This is a genomic window from Pseudomonas sp. P116 (assembly GCF_020149425.1).
Lineage (GTDB): Bacteria > Pseudomonadota > Gammaproteobacteria > Pseudomonadales > Pseudomonadaceae > Aquipseudomonas > Aquipseudomonas anatoliensis.
In genome coordinates this window covers 791,549-803,933 of record NZ_JACVHB010000001.1, presented here as the reverse complement: position 1 = coordinate 803,933, position 12,385 = coordinate 791,549, and the positions used below count along the sequence as shown (strand labels likewise).

Genomic DNA, 12,385 nt, shown 5'->3' with positions numbered 1-12,385 from the left:
CGATTACTCGACGTCGGCTGCAGGCGTTAACGTCGATATCCGTCCGGGCGCTGGTCTGGCAGGTGTCGGTGGCGATTCGCAGGGCATTACCCTGACCGGCGTCGAAAAGGTCATTGGCTCGGCGTTCAACGACAGCTTCACCACTGACGCTTACCTTTTTGCCACCTACGAGGGGGGGGCGGGTGACGACACTTACTACGTCAACGGCGGTGGCGTAACCGTTATCGAACAGGCTGGCGGCGGTAACGATGAAGTACGGGTCAGCTACAAGGACCATACGCTCGCGGCCAACGTCGAGCGTCTGACCTACACCGGTACCGGTGCGTTTACGGGCATCGGTAATGCCCTCGACAACATCATCACTGGCGGCAACGGAAACGACGTGCTGTATGGCGGCGGTGGTGCCGACCAGTTCATCGGCGGTGGTGGCCTGGACACCGTGTCTTACGCCGACAGTACCGTAGGCGTCAGTATCAACTGGAAAACCGGGATCAATACCGGGATCGCGCTGGGTGACACCTACAACAGCATCGAAGCGATGCGTGGTTCGAATTTCAACGACGTATTTGTTGGCGGCACGGCTTCCCTGGTGCTCGATGGCGGTACAGGCTTCGATATGGTCAGCTACGAGTCGTCCGACAGTGCGGTCACCATCGACCTGAAAACCAACGTCAACGCCGGTGATGCTGCGGGGGATACCTTCGTCGGGATCGAGCTCTTCCAGGGCAGCAATTTTGCCGACACGTTGTCCGGTACCACGCTCAACGACAACTTCGTCGGTGGCGGTGGCGCCGACGTGATCGACGGCCGTGAAGGGATCGACACAGTCTGGTACGCCAACAGCGCTGCGGCGGTGAACATCAATCTGCAGTCCGGCGTGAATACGGGCGGTGATGCGCAGGGCGATGTGCTGATCAATGTCGAGAGCATTATCGCGACCAACTTCAATGACACGCTGACAGGCAACGCGCTTGCCAACAGTTTTGAAGGTGGTCTGGGTAATGACGTGATTTATGGCGGCGACGGCAACGATGTCATTTACGGTAGCTACAACACCCAGCTCGGACCTTTCGCGGTCGATGTTGCTGCCAGCGGGCCGCAGGCTGACATGCTGTACGGCGGCAATGGTAATGACCGCATCATCAGCACGGGAGATGACCGTGGCACCTTCGCCTATGGTGAGGATGGTTTTGACACGATTTTTGTCGCCAGTGGCACTGCAGTTGGCGGCGCCGGCAATGACGATCTGCTTGGTACGGGTAAGGGCTTTGCCTTGCTCGGTGGTGCCGGCAATGATGATTTGACCTTTGGCGCCTTGTTCACTCCAGTCGGGCAGATGAAAGCCAGTGGCTTTGGCAACGGCGGAGAGGGTGATGACACCTATTACGTCAACACCAACCTGCTGGTGACTATCCGGGATGACGGGCTTAGCACCAATGACACCTTGATCCTGAATAACGTCCGGTCGGCCAGCACGTTGCAGCTGGCGCGGGTGGGTGATGACTTGTACCTCAGCGATGGATATTCCCCGCCGACCGATCCAACCGCCCAAGGTGTAAAACTGCAGGACTGGTTCGCTGGTGGCAACACCATCGAGCACTTCAAAGCGGCCAACGGTGATGTTCTGCCGATCAATGGAGATGGGTTCAGCATGTTTGGCTGATTCATCCGCCTTGTGGCTTTGAAGGTATTTTGAGCTGTAACGAAGGGAGCCCGACCGTGGCAGGTCGGGCTCCCTTTTTTTATCCGGGCGCTCGTCGCTGTCCCCTGTGATGGTATTCGGCGGGTCTGCGAGCTGGCGCGTTTCCTGCAAGTCCCCCTCAAATCGCCATAAAACGAGCGCTCGCGGGCTTCCCACCTGCGCCCGAACCGGCAAAAAGGTTAGCCAGTAGGCCGCAAAGCTCAAAAAAGCTGTGTGCAGCCCGGTGACGAACAAGAGGGGAGACGATGAAGGCAGTTATTTTGGCGGGTGGCCTCGGCACGCGCATCAGTGAAGAGTCGCACCTCAAGCCCAAACCGATGATCGAGATCGGTGGCAAGCCAATTCTCTGGCACATCATGAAGCAGTATTCCGCCCACGGAATTCACGACTTCGTGATCTGCCTCGGCTACAAGGGCTACGCGATCAAGGACTTCTTCGCCAACTACTTCCTGCACACCTCCGACGTCACCTTCAACATGCGCGAGAATCGCATGGACGTGCATCAGAATTACAGCGAGCCATGGAGCGTCACGCTCATCGACACCGGCGAAGAAACCATGACCGGTGGCCGTCTCCTGCGCGCCGGTCGTTACCTGCAGGATGAAGAAGCGTTCTGCTTCACCTACGGCGACGGCGTTTCCGATCTGAACATTCGCGAGCTGGTCGATTACCACAAGGCTCACGGTCGCTTGGCGACTGTCACTGCGGTGCAGCCACCGGGTCGATACGGTGCCCTCGAACGCCAAGGCGATCAGGTCCTCGGTTTCACCGAAAAACCTCGTGGCGACGGTGGCTGGATCAATGGCGGTTTCTTTGTACTGTCGCCAAAAGTGTTGCCGTACATCGCGGGTGATCAAACCACTTGGGAGGCCGAGCCGTTGGCCCGCCTGGCCCAGGACGAACAGCTCAAAGCCTTCGAACACGATGGTTTCTGGCAACCCATGGACACCCTGCGCGACAAGAACCATCTCGAAGCGCTGTGGCAGAGCGGGGAGGCCCCATGGAAGCAATGGGCCTGAGTGCGGATTTCTGGCGCGGCAAGCGTGTGCTGGTCACCGGGCACACCGGTTTCAAGGGCAGTTGGCTGACCCTGTGGCTGCAAAGCCTCGGCGCGCAAGTCAGCGGCTTTTCACTGGATCCGTCGACCGAGCCGAGCCTGTTCGAACTGGCGCGGGTGCACGAAGGCATCGATGATCAGCGCGGTGATCTGCGTGATCTCGGTGCCTTGCTCGAAATCATTGCCGATACCGAGCCGGAGATCGTCCTGCACCTGGCCGCCCAGCCGCTGGTGCGCGAAGGCTATCGCGATCCGCTCGGCACTTATTCCAGCAACGTCATGGGTACGCTGAACCTGCTCGAAGCGATTCGTCAGGTCGGCTGCGTACGTGCCTGTGTGCTGGTGACCACCGACAAGGTTTACGCCAACAAGGAATGGCTGTGGCCGTACCGCGAAGACGAAGCCCTCGGTGGCCACGATCCTTACAGCAGCAGCAAGGCCTGTTGCGAACTGTTGGCGCAGTCTTACGCGGCCTCGTTCTTCCCGGCAGACAAGTACGCCGAGCACGGTCTGGCCCTGGCCACGGCGCGTGCCGGCAACGTTTTGGGCGGTGGTGATTTTGCTCCCGAGCGACTGATTCCCGATGTACTCAAAGCCTGGACGGCAGACGAGCCGGTGACCCTGCGTTACCCGCAAGCCGTGCGCCCGTGGCAACACGCGCTGGAACCATTGGCCGGGTATCTGCAACTGGCTGCCGGCCTCTACGAGCAAGGCCCGGAGTACGCCGGTGCGTGGAACTTCGGCCCCGGCGAGGCGGACATGTGCAGCGTCGGCGAAGTGGTCGAATTGCTCGCCAGCCGCTGGCCGCAAGCGCGCGGTCTGCGCATCGAGCCGAGTGAACTGCACGAGGCCGGCCTGCTGCGTCTGGACAGCAGCCGCGCACGCCAACTGCTCGGTTGGCAGCCGCGCTGGACCTTGCAGCAATGCCTGACGCAAACCCTCGACTGGCATTTGGCGTGGCAGAACGGCGACGACATGCGCGCCGTCACCCTCGGCCAACTGAACCTGTACCGAGGCGCGCTGTGAGCGAGTTTTCCTTGCAGGCATTGCCGCTGGCCGGATTGTTCAGCGTCCAGCACAAACGCTTCGAAGATCAGCGCGGGCACTTCGCCCGGTTGTTCTGCGAGGGCAGTCTGAGTGCGTTCGGCAGTGAGTTTCATATCCGCCAGATCAACCATTCGTGCACCCGCGAGAAGGGCAGCGTGCGCGGTCTGCATTACCAGAACGCGAATGCGCCGGAAGCCAAACTGATCACCTGCCTGCGCGGTGAAGTGTGGGATGTGGCGGTCGATTTGCGTCCGGACTCGGAAACCTTTTTGCACTGGCACGCCGAGCATCTGAAGGCAGGCGACGGTCGCAGTCTGTTGATTCCGGCCGGGTTCGCCCACGGTTTCCAGACGCTGACCGAAGACGCCGAATTGCTCTACCTGCACAGCGCTGATTACGCGCCGGAGCACGAAGGCGGTCTGTCGGTGAACGATCCACGGCTGGCGATTGCCTGGCCGTTGCCCGTCAATAATTTGTCAGCGCGGGATTCCAGCCATCCCGCGCTCGATCAACACTTTGCTGGAGTGCGTCTATGAATTGCCGTGGGTGCGCCGCACCGCTGAGCCTGCCGCTGATCGACCTCGGCACCTCGCCACCGTCCAACGCCTACGTGCATGCCGATCGGCTGGAACAGGCCGAGCAATGGGTGCCGCTGAAGGTCGCCGTGTGCCAGCAATGCTGGCTCGTGCAGACCGAGGATTACACCTCCGCCGACAGCCTGTTCGACGCCGAGTACGCCTACTTCAGTTCGTTCTCCAGCACCTGGCTAACCCATGCAGAGCGCTATGTGGCCGAGATGGTCGAGCGCTTCGGCCTGACCGCCGACAGCCGCGTGGTCGAAGTCGCTGCCAACGACGGTTACCTGTTGCAGTACGTCGCCGGTTGCGGCATCCCGTGTCTGGGCGTCGAGCCGACCCGCAGTACTGCGCAAGCGGCGCGGGAAAAGGGGCTGGAAATTCGTGAGCTGTTCTTTGGTCGCGACACCGCCGCGCAGCTGAAAAGCGAAGGCTGGGCTGCTGACCTGATGGCCGCCAACAACGTGCTCGCGCATGTGCCGGACATCAACGATTTCCTCGGCGGTTTCGCCTCCTTGCTCAAGCCAACCGGCGTGGCCACGTTCGAATTCCCGCAACTGCTGACGCTGATGGCCGGCGCGCAGTTCGACACGCTGTATCACGAGCATTATTCGTATCTGTCGCTGACGGCCGTGCAAACCCTGTGCGAGCGCAACGGCCTGGAAGTATTCGACGTCAGCCAGTTGAGCACTCACGGCGGATCGCTGCGGGTATTCGTGCAGCGCAAGGACGGTGAGCGTCGCCCGGTGCAACCAGCGGTGCAACAACAGTTGCAGGCTGAACTTGATGCAGGGGTAAAAACCCCCGAGTACTACGCGAGCCTCGCGCCTGCCGCCGAACGGATCAAGCATGAATTGCTGCGCTTTCTGTTGCAGGCCAAGGCTGACGGTAAACGTGTGGTCGGTTACGGCGCGGCAGCGAAGGGCAACACCTTGCTCAACTACGCCGGGGTCAAACCGGACCTGCTCGCTTGGGTGGCCGATGCCAACCCGCACAAACAGGGCAAGTTTCTGCCGGGCAGTCGCATCCCGATTGTTGGGCCGGCGCAGATCGATATCGAAAAACCCGACTACGTGCTGGTGCTGCCATGGAACCTGCTGCACGAAGTCAGTCAGCAATTGGCGCAAGTGCGTCAGTGGGACGGCCGCTTCGTGATCGCCGTGCCTGAGTTGAAAGTGCTGTGAAGGTTCTCGTAACCGGAGCCACGGGCTTCGTCGGTCGGCATCTGGTCGCGGCATTGCTGGTGCGCGGCTGCGCTGTTCGTGCAGTGGCACGCAACGCAGAAACCGTGCAGGGCATGCCGTGGATCAACGATGTCGAGTTCGTCGCAGCGGATATTCACGCTGCCGATCTCGATGTTGCCGCGTTGACCGAAGGCGTCGACGTGCTCGCGCATCTGGCCTGGCCCGGGTTGCCGAACTATCGGGCGTTGTTCCATTTCGAGCACAACCTGATGGCCGATTACCGCTTTATCAAGCGTGCGGTCGAGGCGGGGGTGAAGCAGGTGCTGGTCACCGGCACCTGCTTCGAGTACGGCATGCAAAGCGGCCCGCTCAGCGAAAACACCGAGCCACGGCCGAGCAATCCGTACGGTCTGGCCAAGCACACCTTGCACCTGTTTTTGCAGAGTTTGCAGCAAGAGCATCCTTTCACCCTGCAATGGGCGCGGCTGTTTTACCTGCATGGCGAAGGGCAGAACCCCAACAGTCTGTTGGCGGCGCTGGACCGCGCAGTCGACGCCGGTGAGGCGTCGTTCAACATGTCTGCGGGCGAGCAGTTGCGCGACTTTCTGCCGATTGCCACCGCGGCCACTTACCTCGCCGCGATCCTGCATCAACGCGACTTCGACGGCGTGATCAATTGCGCCAGTGGCCAGCCGATTTCAGTAAGAACCCTCGTCGAGCAACGCCTGCGCGAACGCGGCGCTTCGATCGATTTGAACCTGGGGCATTACTCCTACCCGACACACGAACCCATGGCGTTCTGGGCGGTGGTCGACCGTTTGCAAGATCTGCTTGAGGTGCAGCAGAGCAACTGATGTGCCTCGAAGCGAATGCCTTTGGCAGCGTGACTATCAAATGACTTTTCAGTGAGACCGGACAATGAGCGATAACGTAATCAAAGCCTTCGAGGCGGAGTGCCAGGCCGAAGTGATTGCCCAGGGCCAGGACAAGGACCTGAAGGCGTTGGCCCAGGAGTTCTACAACCAGTCGGCCAAACACAAATACACCTACCACTTTTCGTGGATGGGCCGTCCGATCATTCAATTGCCGCAAGACATGATGGCGATGCAGGAGCTGATCTGGCGGATCAAGCCAGACCTGGTGATCGAGTGCGGTATCGCCCACGGCGGTTCGATCATTTACTACGCCTCGCTGCTCGAATTGCAGGGCCACGGCGAAGTGCTGGGCATCGATCGCGACATCCGTGCGCACAACCGTGAGGCCATCGAAAGCCATCAGATGATCAAGCGCATCAGCATGATCGAAGGCTCAAGCCTCGATCCGGCAGTGGTCGAGCAGGTTCGTCAGGCGGCGGCCGGCAAGAAAGTGATCGTGGTGCTCGATTCCAATCACACCCACGACCATGTCCTCGAAGAACTGCGTCTTTACGCACCACTGGTTTCGGCTGACAGCTACTGCGTGGTCATGGACACCGTGGTTGAAGACATGCCGGCCGATGCCTTCCCGGATCGCCCGTGGGGTCCGGGTGACAACCCGAAAACCGCAGTTTGGGCCTACCTGAAAGAGAACCAGGATTTCGAGATCGACCAGCAGATGCAAGACAAGCTGCTGATCACGGTCGCCTCTGACGGTTACCTGCGTCGGGTTCGTTGATCCGTTCCATCATTAAAGTGTTTTTCGGGCGGTTTCGCCGGTAGTGGGGAGAAGTTATGCAAGGCAAGTACGGTTCTGAAAACAAGCTGCCATTGAGCGAGTTGCTGACGGTGGTACTGATCACCCACAACCGCCCGGCTTTTTTGCGTCGAGCGCTGCAGTACTACAGCGGTCTGCCTTGCAAGGTTTTGGTGTTGGACTCTTCTTCCGAGCGCCCGGAAGGTGATTTCTCCGCGGTCGATTATCAGCACCTGCCGCAATTCGCCTACTGGGGGATGCAGGCCAAACTGACCTACGGTGTCGAGCAACTGACGACGCCGTATATGGTGTTCGCGGCTGACGACGATTTCATCCTGCATGAATCGCTGGCCGAGTCTGTCAACTTCCTGGAAGCCAACCGCGACTACGGGCTGTGCCACGGCTACTGCCTGATGTACCTGGCGCTGGCCGGCAGCGTCAGCTACTACCGCCGCGACAAGAAAATCTGCGAGGACTACGCGTCGGAGCGTGCCGAGGATCGTGTTCTCGACTTCATGCACCAGTACGTGCCGCCGTTCTATGGCGTGTGCCGTACCTCGATCATCAAGGACTGGTACGCGGCATTGCCGCCGGGCACCAGTTTCGAATGGCAGGAAATCGGCCACACCTACTACCTGCTGGCGAACGCCAAGGCGCGCATCCTGCCGATTCCTTATGTCGTGCGCGAGATCAACATCGGTTTCTCCGACCACAACACCGAGGTCTACCACGCGCTGTCGTACACCGACACCAAATCTGTGACCGAGCGCGAAGCCTTCGCCGAATTCCTCGCCTCCTTGCCGACCGGTATCACCGATCTCGATCAGGCGCAGCGCAAGGCGTTGGCCCTGGAAAGCTTCGCGGCCATGACGGACAGCCTGGAATCCGGGCGTGCGTTGACGACCGAGCTGATTTTCGAGTCCGCCTGGAGCAACCTTACCAAGGCACCAGAGCGCAAATTCGGGCCACGCCAATACGTCGAGATGCCTTTCTACAACGAGCGCTTTTTTGACTTGCTGACCCAGTTCGAGTTTTTGCTGCACGCGATGCCGGCCGGTCGCATTCAGCTGGAAAAACTCGAGGGTGTATGGACCCGGCAGGAATACCTGCTGCAGGCACGCAATAACGATACGGCGGAAAGTGTCGTCGACCGGTTGTGGCAGGCCCATGACAACAACGCGTTCAACCGCGCTGTGCTCAAGCGTCTGTCGGCGCAACTGCAAACCCTCGGCGAAGACGAGCAAGCGCAGAAGATAGCTGAGTGGGATGCTCGTCTGGGGGCAGTGGCGGACACCGATCATTACCCGGTCTTCAGCAAGATGCGCTCGGGCCGTTTGCTCGACTGGCTGGCGGCTCGCAAGCCGGACGCCGAACAGACTGCGTTGATTGCCAGGCATCTGGCGGCGAACAATGGCGGTCCACAATTCGGCATCTTCCTGCTGGATCTGGACAGCAACGTCGAGAAGCTGCAAGTGACACTCGACAGCCTCGTCGAAGGTCACAGCAAAGCTTTCAAAATTGTCGTCTTCACCACGGGCGAGCCGCAGAGTGCGACCACCTCACAGAACACCTTGCACTTTGTCCGGGTCACGCCGGGCAGCCTCGTCGACAAACTGAACCTGAGCGCCGCGCAATCTCCATGCGACTGGTTGCTGCTGGCGAACGTGGGTGATGAATTCACACCGAGCGGCCTGTTGCGCGCCGGCCTGGAACTGATGTCGGCCACGGGGCTTCGCGCGGTGGCCACTGATGAAATCCAGCGCACTGAAGAAGGTGCGCTGGTGGACGTGTTCCGCCCTGGCTTCAATCTTGATTTGCTGCAGAGCATCCCGTCGCTGATGGCACGCCATTGGCTTGTGCGCCGCGACGTGCTGCTGGAGGTCGGCGGTTATCAGGCCGACTTCAGCAAAGCGATGGAGTTCGACCTGCTGCTGCGCATCATTGAGCAGGGTGGCCTCGACGGTCTGGCGCATCTCGACGAGCCGTTGTTGATCACACAAGCAGCAGCGCTGGAAGAAAACGCCCACGAGCGTCAGGCGTTGTTGCGCCATCTAGGCAATCGCGGCTACCAGGCCAAAGTGACTTCGGCGGCGCCGGGCACCTGGCAGATTGATTACCGCCACACCGAGCAGCCGATGGTGTCGATCATTCTGCCGGTCATTGATGACTTGCCAGTGATGCGTCGCTGCCTGGAAGGCCTGCTGCTCAGAACCCGCTATAACCGCTATGAAGTACTGGTGGCGGCAAACGCTAATCAGTCGGCAGCGGTCAATGACTGGCTGGGTGCATTGCGCCATCCGAAAGTGAACGTCTTGCGCGCCGATCAAACACTCGGCGAAGTGGCGCTGTATAACGCTGCCAGCGAGCAGGCGCAGGGTGAATACCTGGTTCTGCTGGCCGCTGACGCAGAAGTCGTCAACCCGAACTGGCTCGATTCGCTGCTCAACCATGCCCAGCGTCCGGAAGTCGGGATCGTCGGTGCCAAACTGGTCAGCCGTGACGGGAAAATCGCCCAGGCGGGTTTGATTCTCGGTCTGAACGGTGGCGTCGGTTCGGCGTTCATCGGCGAGAAACACAGTGCTGCGGGTTACATGCAGCGCCTGTCGGTCGAGCAGAACTATTCGGCCGTGTCGAAGGTGTGCCTGATGGTGCGCAAAGAGTTGTTCAACGCGCTCGGTGGTCTGGATGAAGTGACCTTCGCTGATGGCTTCAGCGATGTCGATCTGTGCCTCAAGGCCGGGCAGGCTGGTTACCTCACCGTGTGGACGCCGCTGGTCCAGGTGCTGCACACCGGTGAATTGCCGCAAGCCCCTGAGGCGCTGGCCGCATTGCGTGAGAAATGGAGCAGCGCTTTTGCCCAGGATCCGGCTTATAACGCCAACCTGGCCCTGACCGGCAAAGGCTTTACCTTGGCTGAAAACACTTCGATCGATTGGTCGCAGTTGCTCGCTTGAGTCCGTCGGACAGGGAACAGGAATTACACATGTTCAACGGTAAATCGATCTTCATCTCCGGCGGCACGGGCTCGTTCGGGCGCAACTTCATCCGCCGCTTGCTGGAGCAGTACCAGCCCAAGCGCGTGGTGGTGTTCTCTCGTGATGAGCTCAAGCAATACGAAATGCAGCAGACGTTCAACGCGCCGTGCATGCGTTACTTCATCGGTGACGTGCGTGATGCTGACCGTCTGCGTCAGGCCATGCGCGGCATCGATTACGTGGTGCACGCCGCCGCGTTGAAGCAGGTGCCGGCGGCTGAATACAACCCGACCGAATGCATCCGCACCAACGTCAACGGCGCGGAAAACATCATCGCCGCGGCCATCGATAACGGTGTGAAAAAAGTCGTGGCGCTGTCCACCGACAAGGCGGCCAGCCCGATCAACCTGTACGGCGCGACCAAGTTGCTGTCGGACAAATTGTTCGTCGCCGCCAACAATATTGCCGGCGAGCAGGAAACCCGATTTGCCGTGGTGCGCTACGGCAACGTGGCCGGTTCGCGGGGCTCGGTGGTGCCGTTCTTCAGCAAGCTGATCGCCGATGGCGCGCAAGAGCTGCCGATTACCGACGAGCGCATGACACGCTTCTGGATCACCCTCGACCACGGTGTGCAGTTCGTCCTCGACAGCTTCGCGCGGATGCACGGTGGCGAAGTGTTCGTGCCGAAGATTCCGTCGATTCGCATCGTCGATCTGGCCCGTGGCATGGCTGAACATCTGCCGCACAAAAACGTCGGCATTCGTCCCGGCGAAAAACTCCATGAGTTGATGGTGCCGCTGGACGATGCGCGGATGACCATTGAGTTCGAGGATCACTACACCATCCAGCCGTCGATTCGCTTTACCAGCGTCGATGTCGATTTTGCCGTCGACAAACTTGGCGAGCAGGGTCGCGCGGTGAGTGAAGATTTTGAATATCGCTCCGACACCAATCCGCACTTCCTCTCGGTCGGACAGATCGCGGCGCTGCACGCGAAGCTCTCGGTATGATCCCTTACGGTCGGCAGAGTCTCGATCAGTCGGACATTGATGCCGTCGTCGAGGTGTTGCAATCGGACTGGTTGACGCAAGGGCCGACCATCGAGCGCTTCGAGCAAGCTGTGGCCGAGCGTTGCCAGGCCGATTTCGCCGTGGCGGTGTGCAACGCCACGGCGGCGCTGCACATTGCGTGTCTGGCGGCGGGTCTTGGCCCGGGCGACCGCCTGTGGACCACGCCGAATACCTTTCTCGCCTCGGCCAACTGCGGGCGTTACTGCGGCGCTGATATGGACTTTGTCGACATCGACCCGCTGACCTGGAACCTCGATGCTTACGCATTGGCGGCGAAACTGGATCAGGCTGAACAGGACGGCACGCTGCCAAAAGTCTTGGTGGCGGTGGCGTTCTCCGGGCAGAGCTGCGACATGCGCAAGATTGCCGAACTCGCCGAGCGCTACAACTTTACCGTGATCGAAGATGCCTCCCACGCGGTCGGCGCTTCTTACGCCGGGCGTCCGGTGGGTTGCGGTGAATTTGCGGCAATGACCGTGTTCAGTTTTCATCCGGTGAAGATCATCACCAGTGCCGAGGGCGGCATGGTCCTGACCAATCGCCCGGCATTGGCCGAGCGCCTGCAACGCCTGCGCAGCCATGGCATGACCCGCGATCCGCAGCAGATGACCGAGCCCAGCCACGGCCCTTGGTACTACCAGCAGATCGAGCTGGGCTTCAATTACCGGATCACCGATCTGCAAGCCGCGTTGGGCTTGTCGCAACTGGGCAAGCTGGACGACTTCATCGCTCGGCGTCGCGAGTTGGCAGCGCGCTACGAGCAGTTGCTGACGTACTTGCCGCTGACGTTACCCAGCGCTCAACCGGACGCGGAATCAGCCTGGCATTTGTATGTGGTGCGCTTGCAGGCTGAGCGCATCAGCCTCAGCCATCGTCAGGTGTTCGAAGGCTTGCGCGCGGCCGGGATCGGCGTGAATCTGCACTACATTCCGGTGCATCTGCAGCCTTACTATCAGGCACTGGGTTTTGCCGAGGGCGACTTCCCCCAAGCCGAGCGCTATTACGCCGAAGCGATCAGTCTGCCGATGTTTCCGCTGCTGACCGAGGAGCAGCAGGATTACGTGGTCGAGCAATTACGCCGGCTGCTGATTGAGGAGTAGGACA

At 60.3% G+C, this 12,385-nt stretch carries 9 protein-coding genes and 1 pseudogene; all 10 read left to right on the top strand.

Annotated elements, in window-relative coordinates:
• Positions 1-1,663, top strand: a pseudogene (locus ICA15_RS03975) (calcium-binding protein); the annotation flags it as partial.
• Between the two features lie 284 nt (positions 1,664-1,947).
• Positions 1,948-2,721, top strand: a complete 774-nt coding sequence (rfbF, locus tag ICA15_RS03970) for a glucose-1-phosphate cytidylyltransferase (RefSeq protein ID WP_210553709.1) — start codon at positions 1,948-1,950, stop codon at positions 2,719-2,721.
• The gene (rfbG, locus tag ICA15_RS03965) at positions 2,703-3,785 is read left to right on the top strand and encodes a CDP-glucose 4,6-dehydratase (RefSeq protein ID WP_150602941.1); all 1,083 of its coding nucleotides are present in this window, start codon (positions 2,703-2,705) and stop codon (positions 3,783-3,785) included. Before rfbF ends, rfbG begins: the two co-directional genes overlap by 19 nt.
• Positions 3,782-4,342 carry a dTDP-4-dehydrorhamnose 3,5-epimerase family protein gene (locus ICA15_RS03960; protein ID WP_210553708.1) on the top strand — a complete coding sequence of 187 codons (561 nt, stop codon included), beginning with the start codon at positions 3,782-3,784 and terminating at the stop codon, positions 4,340-4,342. The genes rfbG and ICA15_RS03960 overlap by 4 nt, the downstream gene beginning before the upstream one ends.
• On the top strand, positions 4,339-5,565 hold the full coding sequence (locus ICA15_RS03955) for a class I SAM-dependent methyltransferase (protein WP_210553707.1): 1,227 nt from the start codon (positions 4,339-4,341) through the stop codon (positions 5,563-5,565). The genes ICA15_RS03960 and ICA15_RS03955 overlap by 4 nt, the downstream gene beginning before the upstream one ends.
• Positions 5,562-6,419 (top strand): NAD-dependent epimerase/dehydratase family protein, encoded by an 858-nt coding sequence (locus ICA15_RS03950; protein ID WP_210553706.1) that lies wholly within the window; start codon positions 5,562-5,564, stop codon positions 6,417-6,419. The genes ICA15_RS03955 and ICA15_RS03950 overlap by 4 nt, the downstream gene beginning before the upstream one ends.
• Before the next feature lie 64 nt (positions 6,420-6,483).
• Entirely contained in the window at positions 6,484-7,218 is a 735-nt protein-coding gene (locus tag ICA15_RS03945; protein ID WP_150618496.1) for a cephalosporin hydroxylase family protein, read from the top strand.
• Positions 7,219-7,274: 56 nt separating this feature from the next.
• Entirely contained in the window at positions 7,275-10,190 is a 2,916-nt protein-coding gene (locus ICA15_RS03940; protein WP_210553705.1) for a glycosyltransferase family 2 protein, read from the top strand.
• Between the two features lie 29 nt (positions 10,191-10,219).
• A complete protein-coding gene (pseB, locus tag ICA15_RS03935) occupies positions 10,220-11,221 on the top strand; it encodes a UDP-N-acetylglucosamine 4,6-dehydratase (inverting) (RefSeq protein ID WP_210553704.1) in 1,002 nt (333 codons plus the stop codon).
• Entirely contained in the window at positions 11,218-12,381 is a 1,164-nt protein-coding gene (pseC, locus tag ICA15_RS03930) for a UDP-4-amino-4,6-dideoxy-N-acetyl-beta-L-altrosamine transaminase (RefSeq protein ID WP_210553703.1), read from the top strand. The genes pseB and pseC overlap by 4 nt, the downstream gene beginning before the upstream one ends.
• Positions 12,382-12,385 lie beyond the last annotated feature (4 nt).